General features: G+C 60.4%; 16 protein-coding genes. 9 read left to right on the top strand and 7 right to left on the bottom strand.

The features are described from left to right. The first annotated feature begins 262 nt into the window (after positions 1–262). The 7 genes from aroK (at position 263) to trpS (ending at position 6,489) form a co-directional block, all read left to right on the top strand. A complete protein-coding gene (aroK, locus tag KHA73_RS00720; RefSeq protein ID WP_234587464.1) occupies positions 263–784 on the top strand; it encodes a shikimate kinase AroK in 522 nt (173 codons plus the stop codon). Between the two features lie 96 nt (positions 785–880). Continuing rightward, on the top strand, positions 881–1,978 hold the full coding sequence (aroB, locus tag KHA73_RS00725; RefSeq protein WP_234587466.1) for a 3-dehydroquinate synthase: 1,098 nt from the start codon (positions 881–883) through the stop codon (positions 1,976–1,978). A gap of 159 nt (positions 1,979–2,137) precedes the next feature. Continuing rightward, positions 2,138–3,163: an SPOR domain-containing protein gene (locus KHA73_RS00730; RefSeq protein ID WP_234587468.1), complete on the top strand. Its 1,026-nt coding sequence runs from the start codon at positions 2,138–2,140 to the stop codon at positions 3,161–3,163. 84 nt (positions 3,164–3,247) lie between these two features. Continuing rightward, entirely contained in the window at positions 3,248–4,060 is an 813-nt protein-coding gene (gene dam, locus KHA73_RS00735; protein ID WP_234587469.1) for an adenine-specific DNA-methyltransferase, read from the top strand. A 53-nt stretch (positions 4,061–4,113) separates the two neighbouring features. Further along, the gene (rpe, locus tag KHA73_RS00740) at positions 4,114–4,791 is read left to right on the top strand and encodes a ribulose-phosphate 3-epimerase (protein ID WP_234587471.1); all 678 of its coding nucleotides are present in this window, start codon (positions 4,114–4,116) and stop codon (positions 4,789–4,791) included. Beyond that, positions 4,784–5,482, top strand: a complete 699-nt coding sequence (locus tag KHA73_RS00745; RefSeq protein WP_234587472.1) for a phosphoglycolate phosphatase — start codon at positions 4,784–4,786, stop codon at positions 5,480–5,482. Before rpe ends, KHA73_RS00745 begins: the two co-directional genes overlap by 8 nt. Positions 5,483–5,484: 2 nt before the next feature. Further along, the gene (gene trpS, locus KHA73_RS00750; RefSeq protein WP_234587474.1) at positions 5,485–6,489 is read left to right on the top strand and encodes a tryptophan--tRNA ligase; all 1,005 of its coding nucleotides are present in this window, start codon (positions 5,485–5,487) and stop codon (positions 6,487–6,489) included. A gap of 52 nt (positions 6,490–6,541) precedes the next feature. Here trpS and cysG read toward each other — a convergent pair whose 3' ends face one another. From cysG to nirB, 3 genes are read right to left on the bottom strand one after another with little or no spacing between them, the layout of a single operon-like run. Beyond that, a complete protein-coding gene (cysG, locus tag KHA73_RS00755; protein ID WP_234587475.1) occupies positions 6,542–7,945 on the bottom strand; it encodes a siroheme synthase CysG in 1,404 nt (467 codons plus the stop codon). Positions 7,946–7,970: 25 nt separating this feature from the next. After that, on the bottom strand, positions 7,971–8,297 hold the full coding sequence (gene nirD, locus KHA73_RS00760; RefSeq protein WP_234587477.1) for a nitrite reductase small subunit NirD: 327 nt from the start codon (positions 8,295–8,297) through the stop codon (positions 7,971–7,973). Then, positions 8,294–10,843, bottom strand: coding sequence for a nitrite reductase large subunit NirB (nirB, locus tag KHA73_RS00765; RefSeq protein WP_234587479.1), 2,550 nt, complete (start codon positions 10,841–10,843; stop codon positions 8,294–8,296). The genes nirD and nirB overlap by 4 nt, the downstream gene beginning before the upstream one ends. Positions 10,844–11,145: 302 nt before the next feature. On the opposite strand from nirB, the gene KHA73_RS00770 reads away from it, so the two are divergent. After that, positions 11,146–12,414, top strand: coding sequence for a cytosine deaminase (locus KHA73_RS00770; protein ID WP_380739897.1), 1,269 nt, complete (start codon positions 11,146–11,148; stop codon positions 12,412–12,414). A gap of 59 nt (positions 12,415–12,473) precedes the next feature. Here the strand turns inward: KHA73_RS00770 and tsgA are convergent, their stop codons facing one another. The 4 genes from tsgA to KHA73_RS00790 all read right to left on the bottom strand — a co-directional run bounded on the left by tsgA (position 12,474) and on the right by KHA73_RS00790 (position 16,554). Beyond that, on the bottom strand, positions 12,474–13,658 hold the full coding sequence (gene tsgA, locus KHA73_RS00775) for an MFS transporter TsgA (protein WP_234587483.1): 1,185 nt from the start codon (positions 13,656–13,658) through the stop codon (positions 12,474–12,476). A gap of 191 nt (positions 13,659–13,849) precedes the next feature. Then, positions 13,850–14,830, bottom strand: a complete 981-nt coding sequence (locus KHA73_RS00780) for a LacI family DNA-binding transcriptional regulator (RefSeq protein WP_234591159.1) — start codon at positions 14,828–14,830, stop codon at positions 13,850–13,852. A gap of 81 nt (positions 14,831–14,911) precedes the next feature. After that, positions 14,912–16,219: a 6-phospho-beta-glucosidase gene (locus KHA73_RS00785; RefSeq protein WP_234587485.1), complete on the bottom strand. Its 1,308-nt coding sequence runs from the start codon at positions 16,217–16,219 to the stop codon at positions 14,912–14,914. Further along, positions 16,216–16,554 carry a PTS lactose/cellobiose transporter subunit IIA gene (locus KHA73_RS00790; RefSeq protein WP_234591161.1) on the bottom strand — a complete coding sequence of 113 codons (339 nt, stop codon included), beginning with the start codon at positions 16,552–16,554 and terminating at the stop codon, positions 16,216–16,218. Before KHA73_RS00790 ends, KHA73_RS00785 begins: the two co-directional genes overlap by 4 nt. Before the next feature lie 354 nt (positions 16,555–16,908). Between KHA73_RS00790 and ppiA the strand changes: the two genes are divergently transcribed. Then, positions 16,909–17,478, top strand: coding sequence for a peptidylprolyl isomerase A (ppiA, locus tag KHA73_RS00795; protein ID WP_234587487.1), 570 nt, complete (start codon positions 16,909–16,911; stop codon positions 17,476–17,478). Positions 17,479–17,614: the final 136 nt, after the last annotated feature.

A 17,614-nucleotide genomic window follows, 5' to 3' on the forward strand; every position in this document is an offset into this window, starting at 1 on the left:
CTGCGACCGATTTAGCTTACAAGGGTTACCGAATTGAGCACCGAGGTTTTTTTGTTAGCGCCAAGACGCCGTTAAAAACGTATGGTTTCCCTCCTGCGGCGTGGATTGCGATTTATTCGGTTGCCAAACTACCAAGAGTGTTGAGATAATTTTTCGTCTGATCTCGCACTATCGCTCATGAGGTTTCAGTTTAGGTCCCGCCGCTGATTTGATTGGCGGGGCGGGTTAACATTAACGAATTGTCTTAGTAATACCGAAAAACATGGCAGAGAAACGCAATATCTTTCTGGTTGGGCCTATGGGTGCCGGCAAAAGCACTATTGGCCGTCAGTTAGCTCAGCAACTCAATATGGAGTTTTTCGACTCCGATCAAGAAATTGAGCGACGTACCGGAGCTGACGTGGGCTGGGTATTCGACGTGGAAGGGGAAGATGGTTTCCGCGATCGTGAAGAAAAAGTCATTAATGAACTGACGGAAAAGCAGGGGATTGTCCTGGCTACCGGCGGCGGTTCGGTGAAGTCGCGCGAAACGCGCAACCGTCTGTCGGCGCGTGGCGTTGTGGTGTATCTGGAAACCACCATCGAGAAGCAGTTGGCCCGTACTCAGCGCGACAAAAAGCGTCCGCTGCTGCAGGTTGATTCTCCTCCGCGTGAAGTTCTGGAAGCCCTGGCGAAAGAGCGCAATCCGTTGTACGAAGAAATTGCCGATGTGACTATCCGCACCGACGATCAAAGCGCTAAAGTGGTTGCCAACCAGATCATCAACATGCTGGAAAGCAACTGATTGCGGTTTCCGTGTTCGCTGCGGGCAAATGCGGAAAGACTGATTGTGTTCCCCGCAGCAGCGGGGATGAACCACACACTGAGAACTGAGCGCGACATGGAGAGAATTACCGTAACGCTTGGGGAGCGCAGCTACCCGATTACCATAGCCGCCGGATTGTTTAACGATCCGGCTTCTTTTATGCCGCTGAAAGCCGGTGAGCAGGTTATGCTGGTCACCAACCAGACGCTGGCGCCGCTTTACCTGGACCGCGTCCGCAGGGTGCTGGAACAGGGTGGGGTGGTGGTGGATCAGGTGATTCTGCCCGACGGCGAACAGTATAAATCCCTTGCCGTGCTCGAGCAGGTGTTCTCGGCGCTGCTGGAAAAGCCTCACGGCCGCGATACCACCTTGATCGCGCTCGGCGGCGGCGTGGTCGGCGATCTTACCGGCTTTGCCGCAGCCTGCTATCAGCGCGGCGTACGTTTCATTCAGGTTCCCACCACGCTGTTGTCACAGGTGGATTCTTCCGTTGGCGGTAAAACCGCCGTCAATCACCCGCTCGGTAAAAACATGATCGGCGCGTTCTATCAGCCCGCTTCGGTGGTGGTTGATTTGGACTGTCTGCAGACCTTGCCGGCGCGTGAGCTCTCCTCTGGCCTGGCCGAAGTGATCAAGTACGGGATCATTCTCGATCGCGAGTTCTTCGTCTGGCTGGAAAACAATATTGATGCGTTAGTGGCGCTGGATATGCAGGCTTTGGCCTATTGTATCCGCCGCTGCTGCGAACTGAAGGCCGAGGTGGTGGCCGCCGACGAACGCGAAAGCGGTCTGCGCGCACTGCTGAATTTGGGCCATACTTACGGCCATGCGATCGAAGCCGAGATGGGCTACGGCGTATGGCTGCACGGTGAGGCCGTTGCGGCGGGCATGGTGATGGCGGCGGAAACCGCGCGCCGTCTCGGCCAGTTCTCCGCTGCGGACATCGAGCGCATTAAAGCGCTGTTGCTGCGTGCCGGTCTGCCGGTCTGCGGGCCGCAGGAAATGACGCCGGAGTCTTATCTGCCGCATATGATGCGCGATAAGAAGGTGCTGGCGGGCGAGTTGCGCCTGGTGCTGCCGACCGCCATTGGCCAGGCGGAAGTGCGCGGCGGCGTTGGGCATGAGATGGTGTTGGCGTCGATAGCCGCCTGCCTGCCCGTGCAGGATGCTTGACTAAATCAGACGAAGTAACAGTGGCTTAGCCGCCATTTGCATCTATATTAATACTGAGCAAAGCATGACGGGTGTCGCTTTGCCATCATCGGGTTAATCCGCTCGCGCCACGGCAGGTCTGGGGTGATGAGCTTTTGCCTCTAGTTGGAGGGGTTTCAGATGGATGAGTTTAAACCGGAAGACGATCTCAGGCCTGACAGCAGCGATCGCCGTCCCACGCGCTCGCGCAAGCCGGCGGCGGCGCCGCGCTTCGCCGTGTCGCGTCAGCATATGATGATTGGCATCGGCATTTTAGTGCTGCTGCTGCTGATTATCGGCATAGGTTCGGCGCTGAAGGCGCCGACCAAGCATGAAACGGCGCAGGAAGGCGCGCCAAACGGTGCCGCCAGAGACATCAACCTGTCGGGCTCTTCGTCGCTGACCAGCAACAACGCCGGTGTGCCGGGCGGTACTACGGACACCCATGACAACAGTGGCGTGAACACGGCTTCGCAGCCGCAGAACGTCAGCGTTCCGCCAATCTCCGGCACGCCGACCGAAGCTCAGCCGCAGCCTCAACAGGGCGGCGCGCAGCAGCGTGTCGATCTGCCTGGCAATATGGCGGATGCGCTCTCTTCTCAGCAAGGGCAGGTTGATGCAGCCACCCAGGGCATGACCGGCGCGGCATCGACCTTGCCGACTGCACCGGCCACGGTAATGAACGGCGCGGCGGCGAAAGAAGCCACTCGCCCGGTTCAGGGCACTGCGCCGCAGCAACACAAGGCGCCGGCTAAAAACACCGCCAGCAAGCCTGCCGCAACGCAGCACAAAGCGCCAACCACGGTATACACGCCGCCGTCGACGTCTGGCTCTACCGCCAAGGCGACTACCCCTGCCGCCAAAGCGGGCGCGGTAAGCAGCAGCGGCAGCTCGGTGCAGTCTGCGCCGGCAAGCCACTATACCCTGCAGCTGAGCAGCGCCTCGCGTTCCGATACCCTGAACGCTTACGCCAAACAGCAGAAATTGCAGAACTATCTGGTGTACGCCACCAAACGCGATGGCAAACCCTGGTATGTGCTGGTGAGCGGCAACTACGCCTCTTCTGCGGAAGCGAAGCGCGCCATTACCACGCTGCCGGCGGATGTTCAGGCGAAAAAACCGTGGGTCCGACCTGTACGTCAAGTACAGCAAGATCTTAAAAAATAAATCATTTAAATTTGTGCGCTGATGTGCTGTCTGAAACAGAGTACAATCCGCCGCTCTGAATTGTATAAGTAGCTAACTGACGGCATGAAGAAAAACCGCGCTTTTTTAAAATGGGCTGGTGGAAAATACCCGCTGGTGGACGAGATTCGTCGTCATCTGCCAGCGGGCGACTGCTTAATCGAGCCCTTCGTGGGTGCGGGTTCAGTCTTCCTGAACACGGAATACGACGCCTATATTCTCGCCGACATCAACAGCGATCTTATCAACCTGTATAACATCGTTAAGCTGCGCACGGACGACTTCGTGCGCGATGCCCGCATGCTTTTCACCGATGAATTCAATAACTCGGATCAGTTTTACCTGCTGCGCGAAGAATTCAATACTAGCGCCGACGCCTATCGCCGCGCGCTGCTGTTTCTGTACCTGAATCGTCATTGTTATAACGGCCTGTGCCGCTACAACCTGCGCGGCGAGTTCAACGTGCCCTTTGGCCGCTACAAGAAACCGTACTTCCCGGAAGAAGAGCTGTACTGGTTTGCTGAAAAATCGCGCAACGCCACTTTTGTCTGCGAGCATTACCGCGATACCATGGCAAAGGCGACGCACGGCGCGGTGGTCTATTGCGATCCGCCTTATGCGCCGCTGTCGGCGACGGCGAACTTTACCGCCTATCACACCAACAGCTTCAGCATTGCCGATCAGCAAAGCCTGGCGTTGATGGCGCATCAGCTTTCGGTAGAGAGCCAGGTGCCGGTATTGATTTCCAACCATGATACCGAGCTGACCCGCGACTGGTACCAGCACGCCTCGCTGTACGTGGTGAAAGCGCGCCGCACCATCAGCCGCAATATTCTTGGCCGCAGCAAAGTGAACGAGCTTTTGGCGCTGTATCGCTGAGCCGGGGGCGCCCCGGCGTACGACAATTCGAACCCTACGTTTGGAGATAGCGGATGAAAAAGTTTTTGATTGCCCCGTCCATTCTATCGGCAGATTTTGCCCGGTTAGGTGAAGACACCGCCAACGTGCTGGCCGCAGGCGGCGACGTGGTGCACTTCGACGTGATGGATAACCACTATGTTCCCAATCTGACCATCGGGCCCATGGTGTGTGAAGCGCTGCGCAACTACGGCATTACCGCGCCTATCGACGTGCACCTGATGGTGAAACCGGTGGATCGCATCGTGCCTGACTTCGCCAAGGCCGGCGCCAGCTATATCTCTTTCCATCCCGAAGCCTCCGAACACGTAGACCGCACTATTCAGCTGATCAAAGAGAACGGCTGCAAGGCCGGTCTGGTATTTAACCCGGCGACCCCGCTGAGCTACCTCGACTACGTGATGGATAAAATCGACGTGATCCTGCTGATGTCGGTGAACCCGGGCTTCGGCGGGCAGTCGTTTATCCACGGCACCCTGGACAAGCTGCGTCAGGTGCGCAAGCTGATCGACGAAAGTGGCCGCGACATCCGTCTGGAAGTCGACGGCGGGGTGAAGGTGGATAACATCGCCGAGATCGCCGCCGCGGGCGCCGACATGTTCGTCGCCGGTTCCGCCATTTTCGGCAAGCCGGACTACCGCAAGGTGATCGACGAAATGCGTAGTGAGCTGGCGAAGGTGACCCATGGCTGATTTCAGCGCCATCCGCGCCTTGGCCTTCGATCTGGACGGCACGCTGGTGGACAGCGCGCCGGGCCTGGCGGCCGGCATCGATCTGGCGCTGGCGGAAATGGGTTTGCCGCAGGCGGGTGAAGCCCGCGTCGGCACCTGGATCGGCAACGGCGCCGACGTGCTGGTGCAGCGTGCGCTGCGCTGGGCCGAGCTGGACGCCACGCCGGAGCACTGCAGCCGGCTGCGTGAGCGTTTCGACCATTTTTACGCGCAAACCGTCGACAGCGGCAGCCGCCTGTTCCCGCAGGTGAAAGAGACGCTGGCCCGTTTGGCCGCGCAGGGCTATCCGATGGCGCTGGTGACCAACAAGCCGACGCCGTTTGTCGCGCCGCTGCTGGCCGCGCTTGGCATCGGCGAGTATTTCTCGCTGGTGATCGGCGGCGACGACGTGACGCAAAAGAAACCGCACCCGGCGCCGCTGTACCTGGTGCTCGGCAAGCTTGGCCTGCGCGCCAACGAGCTGTTGTTCATTGGCGATTCGCGCAATGATATTCAGGCGGCGCAGGGAGCAGGTTGCCCGAGCCTCGGTTTCACTTACGGTTATAACTACGGCGAACCGATAGCCCTGAGCCACCCCGACCGCGTGTTGGAGCGCTTTGCCGATTTGTTGCCCGCTCTTGGGCTGTCATCTTTAGAGAATCAGGAAATTTAAACATGAGTAAGCCCATCGTATTTAGCGGCGCGCAGCCGTCCGGCGAACTGACTATCGGCAACTACATGGGTGCGCTGCGTCAGTGGGTTCAGATGCAGGACGACTACGACTGCATCTACTGCATCGTCGATCTGCACGCCATCACCGTACGTCAGGACGCGGACAAGCTGCGCAACGCCACGCTGAATACGCTGGCGCTGTACCTGGCCTGCGGCATCGATCCGGAAAAGAGCACCATCTTCGTGCAGTCGCACGTGCCGGAGCATACCCAACTGAGCTGGGTGCTGAATTGCTACACCTATTTCGGCGAGCTGAGCCGTATGACTCAGTTCAAGGACAAATCCGCGCGTTACGCGGAGAACATCAACGCCGGCCTGTTCAGCTACCCGGTGCTGATGGCGGCGGATATCCTGCTGTACCAGACCAACCAGGTACCGGTCGGTGAAGACCAGAAACAGCATCTGGAGCTGAGCCGCGACGTGGGGCAGCGCTTCAACGCGCTGTACGGCGACGTGTTCAAAGTGCCGGAGCCGTTTATTCCCAAGTCCGGCGCCCGCGTGATGTCGCTGCAGGAACCGACCAAGAAGATGTCCAAGTCGGACGACAACCGCAATAACGTGATCGGCCTGCTGGAAGATCCGAAGGCCGTGTCCAAAAAAATCAAACGCGCGATGACCGATTCCGAAGAGCCGCCGGTCGTTCGTTACGACGTGGTGAACAAGGCGGGCGTCTCCAACCTGCTGGATATCCTCTCCGGTGTGACCGGCAAGAGCATTGCCCAGCTGGAAGCCGAGTTCGAAGGCCAAATGTACGGCCATCTGAAAGGCGCGGTGGCGGAAGCCGTGTCCGGCATGCTGAGTGAGCTGCAGGAGCGCTACCATCGCTTCCGCAACGACGAGGCCTACCTGCAGCAGGTGATGCGCGATGGCGCCGCCAAGGCCCGCGCGCGCGCGCAGGAGACCCTGGCGAAGGTTTATCAGGCGGTCGGCTTCGTCTCGCAGCCGTAATCCGAGCGTTAACAATAAAAAGCGGCCATTGGCCGCTTTTTTTATGCCCGCATCAGGCTTGTCGGCTGAGCGTTTGCGGCGTCTCCGTACTGGAAAACCAGTTGAGCTTGCCGCGCAGGCTGACCACGCTGCCGACGATGATTAAGCTTGGGCTGGCGGCCTGCAGCGCCAGGGCGGCCAGTTGATGCAGTTCGCCTTCGATCACCCGCTGGCGGCATGAGGTGCCGTTTTCCACCAGCGCCACCGGCGTGGCGGCTGGCAGGCCGTTGGCGATCAGCTGGCGTTGGATCTCCGCCGCCTGCGATAACCCCATATAGAACACCAGCGTCTGCTGCCCGGCGGCCAGCGGCGCCCAATCCAGCCCGCCGTCGGCTCTGGCGTGGCCGGTGACCAGCCGCACGCTCTGCGCATGGTCGCGGTGGGTGAGCGGGATGCCGCCGTAGGCCGAGCAGCCGGAGGCGGCGGTGATGCCGGGCACCACCGAGAACGGCACCCCGGCGTCCGCCAGGGTTTCCAGCTCTTCGCCGCCGCGGCCGAAGATAAAGGGATCGCCGCCTTTCAGCCGCACCACCCGCCTGCCTTGCAGCGCCTGCTGCAGCAGGATTTGGTTGATCTGCTCCTGCGGCACGCAATGGTGGCCGGCGCGTTTGCCGACGAAAATGCGTTCGGCGTCGCGGCGCACCAGCGTCATCACCTCATCCGACACCAGCCTGTCGTAAACCACCACATCGGCCTGCTGGATCTGCTGCAGGCCCTTCAGCGTCAGCAGCCCGGCGTCACCCGGGCCGGCGCCGACCAGCACCACTTCGCCTCTATCTGCCGGCTGCTCGCTGAACAGCTGTTCCAACTGGCGTTCGGCCAGCGCATCGTCGTTATTGGCCAGCGATTGCGCCAGGCGATCCTGAGCGAATAGCCGCTCCCAGAATCGGCGCCGCGCGCCGGCGTCGGCAAAACGCCGTTTTACCCGCTGGCGCAGCGAACCGCCGAGCTGCGCCAGCCTGCCGAGGTGCTGCGGCAATATCGCCTCCAGTTTCTCGCGCAGCAGGCGCGCCAGCACCGGCGCTTTGCCGCCGGACGAGACCGCCACCACGATCGGCGAGCGGTCGATGATCGACGGCATGATAAAACTGGCGCGTTTCGGGTCGTCCACCACGTTGCAAAATATCCGCTGCCGGTTGGCGCACTGATACACCTGCGCGTTGACCTCGAGCCGATCGGTGGCGGCGATCGCCAGCCATTTTCCCTCCAGCAGCGCCGGGGTGAATTCGCCTTCGGCCAGCGTCACCCGGCCCTCATCGGCCCACAGCCGGAACTGCGGGCTGAACGCGCAGGCATTGACGGTCAGCGCCGCCCCGGCGGCCAGCAGCAGGCGCGCCTTGCGTTCGGCGACCTCTCCGCCGCCGACCAACAGGCAGGCTTTGTGTTGCAACTGGCAAAAAATCGGCAGGTAATCCATCGGCGATCCTCGGAGCGTTATGGGGTCAGTCGGCTATCTGCACCAGGCCGTCGACCGTCCGGCAGGTGAAACTCGCGACGGAATGGCCGCTATCTTCCAGGCAGTGGCCGTCGTACAGACGGAAATGCTGTTTCTTCAGCGGGCTGGCGACCCACAGCTCCCCCTGATGTTCGGCGATCAGCCCGCGCGACAGCACGCTGGCCTGGGCGAAGGGATCGATATTGCTGATGGCGAACACCTGCTCATCGGCATGGGGGCGGAATATCGCCACCTGGCGCTCGCCGATCAGGGCGCAGACGCCGGTACCGGGCAGGATGTCGGCAAGGGGGCAAACGGTAATCCACTGGCTCATGCGTGGCTCTCCTCGGTATCGATCAGGGTGACGGGAATGCGCTCGTCGGGGCGCGCCGGGCGGTGCTGTTCGCGTTCAGCCACCACCTGCACGTTCGGGTCGCGCAGGGGGCTGTTGATAAAGTGGGCGAAACGCCGCTGCGTTTGCGGGTGTTCGACGGTCTCTTGCCACTCGCACACCACCGCGTCGCGCAGCCGGGCGATGTCGGCCTCCAGCTGGTCGTTGATGCCGAGCTTGTCGTCGATTATCACCTTGCGCAGGTAATCGACGCCGCCTTCCAGGCTTTCCAGCCACACCGAGGTGCGCTGCAGCTTATCGGCGGTGCGGATGTAGAACATCATAAAGCGGTCGAGGTAGCGCACCAGCGTCTCGCGGTCGAGGTCGGCGGCCAGCAGGTCGGCGTGGCGCGGTTTCATGCCGCCGTTGCCGCAGACATACAGGTTCCAGCCGTTTTCGGTGGCGATGATGCCCACGTCTTTACCCTGCGCCTCGGCGCATTCGCGGGTGCAGCCAGAAACGCCGAACTTCATTTTGTGCGGGGTGCGGATGCCTTTGTAGCGGTGTTCCAGCGTGACGCCGAAGCCGACGCTGTCGCCGACGCCGTAGCGGCACCAGGTGCTGCCCACGCAGGTTTTCGCCATGCGCAGCGCCTTGGCGTAGGCGTGGCCGGTTTCAAAGCCGGCGGCCAGCAGCCTGCTCCAGATGGCCGGCAGGTCGTCTTTTTGCGCGCCGAACATGCCGATGCGCTGCGAGCCGGTCATCTTGGTGTAGAGATTGTACTCTTTGGCGATTTGGCCGATGGCCAGCAGGCCGTCCGGGGTGATTTCCCCGCCGGCGGAGCGCGGGATCACCGAGTAGGTGCCGTCTTTCTGGATGTTGCCGAGGAAGTTGTCGTTGGTGTCCTGCAGCGGCGTATGCTGCGGCTTCAGGATATATTCGTTCCAGCAAGAGGCCAGCAGTGAGCCGACGGTTGGCTTGCACACTTCACAGCCGTAACCTTGGCCGTATTTGGTCAGCAGAGCCTCGAACGATTTAATGCCTTCGACGCGGATCAGGTGATAAAGCTCCTGGCGCGAGTAGGCGAAGTGTTCGCACAGGTGATGGTTGACCTCGATGCCCTGCTTGCTCAGCTCGGCGTTCAGCACCTGGGTGAGCAGCGGAATGCAGCCGCCGCAGCCGGTGCCGGCCTTGGTTTCGGCCTTGAGCGCCGCCACCGTGTGGCAGCCCATATTGACCGCCTTGATGATATCGCCTTTGCTGACGTCGAAGCAGGAGCAAATCTGCGCGCTTTCCGGCAGCGAGTCTACGCCGATCGCCGGCTTGCTGCCCGCATGTGCCGGCAGGATCAGCCCATCCGGGTTTTCCGGCAGTTCGATGCCGTTCAGCGCCAGCTGCAGCAGGTTGCCGTAGTCGCTGGTATCGCCCACCAGCACCGCGCCCAGCAGGGTTTTGTTGTCGGCGCTGACCACAATACGTTTATAGACTTCTTTGCTTTCATCCAGATACACGTAGCTGCGTGCGCCTTGGGTGCGCGCGTGGGCGTCGCCGATGCCGCCTACGTCAACGCCCAGCAGCTTCAGCTTGGCGCTCATGTCTGCGCCCTGGAAGCTGTTTTCTCGGCCCAACAGATGGTCGGCCACCACCTGCGCCATTTTGTAGCCGGGCGCCACCAGGCCGAAGGTGCGTTCGCGCCAGGAGGCGCATTCGCCGATGGCGTAAACGTCCGGATCTGCGGTCTGGCAGCTGTCGTTGATCACAATGCCGCCGCGGCGGGCGGTGGCCAGCCCGCACTGGTGCGCCAGCTTATCCTGGGCGCGGATGCCGGTGGAGAATACGATGAAGTCGACTTCCAGCGCGCTGCCGTCGGCAAACTGCATGGTTTTACGCGCGGTGGCGCCGCCGTTGACGATCTCTTGGGTGTTTTTCCCGGTATGCACCTTGACGCCCATATGTTCAATCTTGCGGCGCAGCTGGTCGCCGCCCATCGGATCAAGCTGTTCGGCCATCAGCACCGGCGCGAATTCGATCACGTGGGTTTCCATCCCCAGGCTTTTCAGCGCGCCGGCGGCCTCCAGCCCCAGCAGCCCGCCGCCGACCACCGCACCGCGCTTGCTGCGGCGCGCGCAGGCTTCGATGGCGTTGAGATCTTCGATGGTGCGGTAGACGAAGCAATCCTGGCCATCTGAGCCTTTAATCGGCGGGATCCACGGATAGGAGCCGGTGGCCATGATCAGCTTGTCGTAGTAAACCGTGCGGCCGGTGTTAGAGTGGATGACCTTCTCACCGCGGTTAATGGTGATGGCGCGTTCGCCCACCAGCACCTTCACCCCCTGTTTTTCATAAAAGCCTTCGCGCACCAGCGAAAGCTCTTCGGCGGTGTGGTGGGAGAAGTACGAAGACAGGTGCACGCGATCGTAGGCGATGCGCGGCTCTTCACAAAACACGGTGATCTCGAACTGGTCTTGGTCCGCTTTATCCAGCAGATCTTCGATGAACCGGTGGCCGACCATGCCATTGCCGACGACGACAAGTTTGACTCTGCTCATTATTGCCTCAAAATACGGGTTTCCTGGGCTTACCTTATGCTTCCTCACGGGCAATTTATTGATGCAAATCAATCAGGGTTTCATATACCACTTATGTAGTATATTGATGATTTTTCTATTAATTTATTAAGTTGTGGATTTTATTCACCTTTAGCTGACAGGTGACAGTTTTGGGCGAATGTACCTCCCAGGGAGTATCTGGCGGGGAATAACCGCAGGGCGGTTTTGTCCGCCTTATCCGCTGGCAGTATGATGAAGCAAACCAGCCACAACAGCAGAGGTGAAGGGTGGCCAAGAATCCATTGAAGTTTATCGACAACCTGCGTTTGAGCGGGCATGAAGGGCTGTGGCAGTTAGCCATCGAGCAGGGGCGCATCGCCCATATCGTTCCGCAGCCGGAAGGGCTGGAATGGCGCAGCGACGCGCTGGATGCGCAGGGTGGGTTGGCGCTGCCGGCGTTTGTCGAGCCGCATATCCACCTGGACACCACCCAGACCGCCGGTCAGCCGGCCTGGAACCAGTCCGGCACGCTGTTTGAGGGCATTGAACGCTGGGCCGAGCGCAAGGCGTTGCTGACCCACGAAGACGTCAAGCAGCGCGCCTGGCAGACGCTGAAATGGCAGATCGCCAACGGCGTGCAGTATGTGCGCACCCATGTTGACGTTTCCGATCCCACCCTGACCGCGCTGCGCGCCATGCTGGAGGTGAAGCAGGAGGTGGCGCCCTGGGTGGCGCTGCAAATTGTCGCCTTCCCGCAGGAGGGCATCCTGTCTTATCCCAATGGCGAAGCCCTGCTGGAGGAGGCGCTGCGGCTGGGCGCCGACGTGGTGGGCGCCATTCCGCACTTCGAGTTTACCCGTGAATACGGCGTAGAGTCGCTGCATAAGGCGTTTGCGCTGGCGCAGAAATACGATCGGTTGGTGGACGTGCACTGCGACGAAATTGACGATGAGCAGTCGCGCTTTGTCGAGACGGTGGCGGCGCTGGCGCTGAAGCTGGAGATGGGGGCGAAAGTGACCGCCAGCCACACCACGGCGATGCACTCCTACAACGGCGCTTATGCCTCGCGGCTGTTCCGCCTGCTGAAGATGTCCGGCATCAACTTTGTCGCCAACCCGCTGGTGAACATTCACCTGCAGGGGCGTTTCGACAGCTATCCGAAGCGGCGCGGCATCACGCGGGTGAAGGAGATGCTGGAGGCGGAGATCAACGTCTGCTTCGGCCACGACGACGTGTTCGATCCCTGGTACCCGCTCGGTACCGCCAACATGCTGCAGGTGTTGCATATGGGGCTGCACGTCTGCCAGCTGATGGGCTATGGCCAAATCGACGACGGGCTGAAGCTGATCACCAGCCACAGCGCGCGCACCCTGCATCTGAGTGATTACGGCCTGGCGGCGGGCAACAGCGCCAACCTGGTGATCCTGCCGGCGGAAAGCGGTTTTGATGCGGTGCGGCGGCAAACGCCGGTGCGCTATTCGGTCCGGCAGGGGGCGATCATCGCCGAAACTCAACCGGCAGAAACCACGCTGTATCTGCAGCAGGATGAGAAGGTGGATTTCCGGCGCTGACCGCCGCAGCATAAAAAAGGGCGCCTCAGGGGCGCCCTTGTTGCATTACAGTTGGCCGATCAATGCGTGACGTGGCCGTGGCTGCGGTGCTTGGTCACGAAGCCCAGCAGCAAGCACATCACGAACACCGCCAGGTACAGGCCGTTGGCGGTGGTCAGCGCGGCGTGCGCGCCGCCCTTCGCCACGATCGGGCCGGTGACCACGAAGGTCAGCATGGTGCCGATGGTGCCGCAGGTCAGGATGAAGTTGACCAGCTTCGGTGAAGACACCTTGGTCTGCAGCGAGCCCAGGGTGATCAGCGTGGTGTAGATAGCGCTCGAGACGAAGCCCAGGGCCATGATGTAGTAGCTCAGGTGCTCCGGGTTATCGGTGCTGACGAACAGGTACATCGCGCCGGTGGCCAGCGCGGCCAGCACGGTGACGATACGCTGCAGGTCGAAGAAGCGCAGGATAAAGCTGAACACCCACATGCCGACCATGTACGAGGTCCAGAAGTCGCTCACCAGCTTGCCGGCCTGGCCGATATCCATGCCGAACGACTTGGTGGCGTATTCCGGCACCCACTGAATGAAGCCCAACTGGCCGAGGATGTAGCACAGCGCGGCGATAGCCAGGAACAGTACGCCGATGCCCCATTTCTCTTTGGCGACGGGCTGGCCGGCGTCGGCGCCTTTTTTACCCAGCACCGGGAACTCGGAGCACAGGGTCAGCACGAAAATGCCGACATACAGCAGGCCGATGCAGGCGTAAACCCAGTACCAGCCGATGTGGCGCGCCAGCAGCATAGCGGCGACGATCGGGAAGATCATGCCGGCCATGCTGAAGAAGGAGTCGGTGAACAGCAGGCGCGAACCGCGCTGGCGGCCGGCATACATATGGGTGATCAGGAAGGTACCGATCGACATGGTGATACCGCTGACCACGCCGAGGATAAACATGCACAGCGAGAACATGGTCAGGCTTTTGCCGAGCATCAGCCCAGCCACCGCCAATACCATCAGCACGAAGCCGAAGATCAGCTGGCGCTTCAGCGGGATGATTTCCATCAGCCAGGCATTGAGGAAGATCGAAATCAAAATGCCGGCGTTGAGGAAGGTAAAGGTATTACTCATGCTGGAAACCGGCAGGTTAAAGTATTCTGCAATGTTTCCCATCACCATCCCTGTGACGATCACTAAAGCACCGGTCAGCGCGTACGAAAAGAAGCTGATCCAGGTAAGCCGTATGCGGTTACTGTCATTCATTGTATAGGCCTGATTATGTCTGTTAGAGGTTTTAAAACTGGCATAAGGCCGCTGGCTTTTCCTGGCAAAAGCAGAAAAAAGTCCCGATCAGGCCACCAGGAGGCGGATCCTAGCACAGACCACGGGAGTTTTTGTGATGGCAGTCGGTTTTTTGATGCAATCAATGAAAGGTGATGAAATATTTTTGTGATCTATTTGCGCACCGTCACGATCGAATCGCGGCTGATAATCTGCGGCGTGAAATCAAGCGCCGGCGTGGTTGGGTCGATCAACAGCCGCGTCGCATGCTGTGCCATCTCGCTGATGGGGAAGTGCACGCTGGTCAACGCCGGGCGAACAAAGGGCGCGCGCTCACCGCTGTCGTAACAGATCAGCGAAATATCCTGCGGCACCCGCAGCCGGTGTTCGTTGATCGCCAGCAGCGCGCCGATGGCCATTTCTTCGTTACAGCAGTAAATGGCGGTCGGGGCGGTTTCCTGTTGCAGCAGCTGGTCGGTGCAGCGGTAGCCGCTTTCCAGATCGTAAACGCCTTCCAGGCAGGCCAGCGGCTTGATGTGCGCCGCCTGCATCGCCTGTTCGAAACCCTGCAGCCGCAGCAGGCTGGAAGGGCGTTCGCGCGGGCCGCTAATGCAGGCGATGCGCCGATGGCCGGCATCGATCAGCCGCTGTGTCGCCATGCGGCTGGCGCGCGGATGATCGAAAGTGACGCAACGCTCCTCCAGGCCCGGCACCAGGCGATCGAGCAGCACAAAGTGGCGCTGCTCGGCTGCCAGCTGGCGCAATTGGCCGTCGCTGAGAAAGCGCACGTGCAGGATCACCCCGTCGCAGCGCAGGTTGAACAGGCGCTGAATCGCCTGCCATTCGTTTTCGGCGCTGCTGCGCCCCTGTGTGACCAGCAGCTGTTTGCCGTGGGACTCGGCTTCGGTCTGCACAAAATCCATTAAGGCGCCGAAGAAGCCACCGCGGTAAGAGGTGGTGACCAGGCCCAGCGTGTTGCTGTGGCTGGAGGCCAGCGCGCGTGCTGCGGGGTTGGGGGTATAACCGAGCTGGGCGACCGCGCGTTCAACCTTCTCGCGAGTCGGCGCCTTGACGTTGCTGTCGCCGTTCACCACGCGAGACACGGTGGCGCGGGATACGCCCGCCAGTGCCGCGACATCTTCCAGTGTCACCATCATCCGACTCCTGTTTACGACAAAACGGGCTCGGCGAACCGAACCCCTGCATGTTGCCTGAAACTCCGCGCCGAGCGACGGTCAGTTAAACTGCGGCAGGTAAGGCTGATTCACCGCCAGCACCTCTTCCAACAGCGGTTGCGCCACGTTGGCGTTGGCGACCAGCGGGTTGGTGATCAACGCCAGCAGGCCGCTGCGGCGATCGCCGTGCACCGCCGCCTCGATGGTCAGGCGCTCGTAGGCTTTCACCTGCTGGGTCAAGGCATGCATCGAATCCGGCAATGTGCCGAAGGTCAGCGGATGCGCGCCCTGAGCGTCGACGATACAGTTGATTTCTATCACAGCATCGTCCGGCAAGCCACGGATCGCGCCGCGGTTTGCGGTATTGACCACTAATTGCGTACCAAGATTATTATGGATGGCGCGAATCAGCTCCAGCGCCACTTGCGAATAATATGAACCGCCGCGGAAGCTGAGCTGTTCCGGCTTGCTGTCCAGATGCGGATCGGCATACAGCTCGAACAGCTCCTTCTCCACCTTCATCACCTGCTCGGCGCGGGTGCCGCGCTCGGCGGCGGCGGCCACTTCTTCGGCCAGCATCTCTTTCGTCTGGTAGAAATAGCGGTGATACGGGCAAGGGATGGCGCCGACCGCGCGCAGGAAGTCCGGTTGCCACGGCTCTTCCTTGATATTGTTCATGGTCAGGGCCGCGCCGTCGCACAGCATGTCGATCACCTTGCCGGTCACGTCGCGGCCGTTTTGCGTCACCCGGTGCACCCACACCATGTGGTTCAGGCCGGCGAACTGCAGCTGCACCTCCTCATAAGGCGTTTTCAGCATGTTGGCGATCATGTGGTGCATGCTGATCGGTACATTGCACAGGCCGATGATCTTGGCCTGGGTGTAGCGCGATACCGCTTCGGTCACGATGCCGGCCGGGTTGGTGAAGTTGATGATCCAGGCGTCCGGCGCCAGCTTTTCCACCCGGCGGGCGATGTCCAGCATCACCGGAATGGTGCGCAGCGCCTTGGCGAAGCCGCCGACGCCGGTGGTTTCCTGGCCGATCAGATGATACTTCAGGCCCAGCCGCTCGTCGGCGGCGCGCGCCGGCAACTGGCCAACGCGGAACTGCGTCAGCACGAAGCTGGCGCCGCGGATGGCTTCGTCCAGAGCAAAGTGCACGCTGACCTTTACCTGCTCCAGGCCGTGGCGCGCCAGCATGCGGCGGGTCAGGGCTGCGATGATCTCCACCTTGCTGCGCCCCGGCTCGACGTCCACCAGTGCCAGTTCGGTGACCGGCAGCTCTTCGATACGTTCGATCAGTCCGTCGACCAGTTCGGGGGTGTAGCTGCTGCCGCCGCCGATCACGGCGATTTTCAATGAGCTCATGGGCGGGCCTCCATCTGTGCCTGGCGGCGATACAGTTCGATCATGTCGCCCGCCAGATCCTGAATCACCATGGCGTTCATCAGGTGGTCCTGCGCGTGTACGGTGATCAGATTGATCGCCAGCTTGCCGCAGCCTTCATCCATGCCGATCAGCTCGGTCTGGATCAGGTGAGCCTTTTTCACCCAGGTTTTGGACTCGGCCATGTGTTGGGCGGCGGCGGGGAAATCCCCGGCGCGCGCCTGCTGCAGCGCCATCAACGCGCTGCTGCGCGCGCTGCCGGAGAACACCAGCAGTTCCATGATGGTGCTTTCAAAATCGGCGCTGATTTCAGTCATCAATTCACTCACGCTTTTTCTCCCGTCATTGTGCGGCGATGGCGCCGGCGGATATCGGCATTATGGCGCTCCGACAAAATGAGAGCGCTCTCATTAATGTAGAGTAACCCGAATGACGAAGCAAACCGGGAGTTGTGTCGCAAAACGCAACGAAGGCGGGAAAAGAGCAAAAAATGCGTGACGCAGTTGGCAAAAGGGGCGGTGGCGATCATACTTTCGGCAGTAAAAATCGGGGCCGGCTAAGATATGTCCCACAATTGCGTAAATATAGGTAAATGGCTGGTACTTGCCGATACAGCTCTTTAGAATCAAAGCGCTTTTCCGTTGTTTGTCTCTCAGAGAAAGGACCCGTTAATGTTCAAACGTACTTTAGTGACCTTCGTTGCGCTGTGTTCCCTGACAGCAATGGCGCCCGCTGCATTAGCCGCCGGCGAAACCCATGTCATGCTGACCACCTCGGCAGGGAATATCGAATTGGCGCTCGACAGTCAGAAGGCTCCGGTTTCCACCAAGAACTTCGTCGACTACGTGAACAACGGCTACTACAACAACACCGTTTTCCACCGCGTGATCCCGGGCTTTATGGTTCAGGGCGGCGGGTTTACTGCGGATATGCAGCAAAAATCCACCAACGCGCCAATCAAGAACGAAGCCGATAACGGCCTGCGCAACCTGCGCGGCACCATTTCTATGGCGCGCACCGCCGACAAAGACAGCGCCACCAGCCAGTTCTTCCTGAACGTGGCGGACAACGCCTTCCTGGATCACGGCCAGCGCGACTTCGGCTATGCGGTGTTCGGCAAGGTGGTGAAGGGCATGGACGTCGTGGACAAGATTTCCCAGGTGCCGACCGGCAACGTCGGCCCGTATCAGAACGTACCGACCAAACCGGTGGTGATTCTGTCAGCCAAAGTGCTGCCGTAAGTTATGCGGCCGATCCCGTCGGGGTCGGCCGGTTGTTCCTTCTGAAGCCTTGCCTGCATCACTGTTTTTCCCCCCTTCGCATGTTCTAATCAGCAGACTATAACCAGACCGGAAATCCGGCGTCTTTTCTCTGGAT

Origin of the sequence: Serratia entomophila, from assembly GCF_021462285.1 — a bacterium.
Classification (GTDB): Bacteria; Pseudomonadota; Gammaproteobacteria; order Enterobacterales; family Enterobacteriaceae; genus Serratia; species Serratia entomophila.

Coding starts and splice junctions, on each gene's coding strand:
- nirB (WP_234587479.1), bottom strand. CDS start 10,843: ATGAGCAGAGTCAAACTTGTCGTCGTCGGCAATGGCATGGTCGGCCAC.
- ppiA (WP_234587487.1), top strand. CDS start 16,909: ATGTTCAAACGTACTTTAGTGACCTTCGTTGCGCTGTGTTCCCTGACA.
- KHA73_RS00790 (WP_234591161.1), bottom strand. CDS start 16,554: ATGACTGAAATCAGCGCCGATTTTGAAAGCACCATCATGGAACTGCTG.
- aroK (WP_234587464.1), top strand. CDS start 263: ATGGCAGAGAAACGCAATATCTTTCTGGTTGGGCCTATGGGTGCCGGC.
- KHA73_RS00730 (WP_234587468.1), top strand. CDS start 2,138: ATGGATGAGTTTAAACCGGAAGACGATCTCAGGCCTGACAGCAGCGAT.
- KHA73_RS00780 (WP_234591159.1), bottom strand. CDS start 14,830: ATGGTGACACTGGAAGATGTCGCGGCACTGGCGGGCGTATCCCGCGCC.
- aroB (WP_234587466.1), top strand. CDS start 881: ATGGAGAGAATTACCGTAACGCTTGGGGAGCGCAGCTACCCGATTACC.
- rpe (WP_234587471.1), top strand. CDS start 4,114: ATGAAAAAGTTTTTGATTGCCCCGTCCATTCTATCGGCAGATTTTGCC.
- dam (WP_234587469.1), top strand. CDS start 3,248: ATGAAGAAAAACCGCGCTTTTTTAAAATGGGCTGGTGGAAAATACCCG.
- tsgA (WP_234587483.1), bottom strand. CDS start 13,658: ATGAATGACAGTAACCGCATACGGCTTACCTGGATCAGCTTCTTTTCG.
- nirD (WP_234587477.1), bottom strand. CDS start 8,297: ATGAGCCAGTGGATTACCGTTTGCCCCCTTGCCGACATCCTGCCCGGT.
- cysG (WP_234587475.1), bottom strand. CDS start 7,945: ATGGATTACCTGCCGATTTTTTGCCAGTTGCAACACAAAGCCTGCCTG.
- KHA73_RS00785 (WP_234587485.1), bottom strand. CDS start 16,219: ATGAGCTCATTGAAAATCGCCGTGATCGGCGGCGGCAGCAGCTACACC.
- KHA73_RS00745 (WP_234587472.1), top strand. CDS start 4,784: ATGGCTGATTTCAGCGCCATCCGCGCCTTGGCCTTCGATCTGGACGGC.
- trpS (WP_234587474.1), top strand. CDS start 5,485: ATGAGTAAGCCCATCGTATTTAGCGGCGCGCAGCCGTCCGGCGAACTG.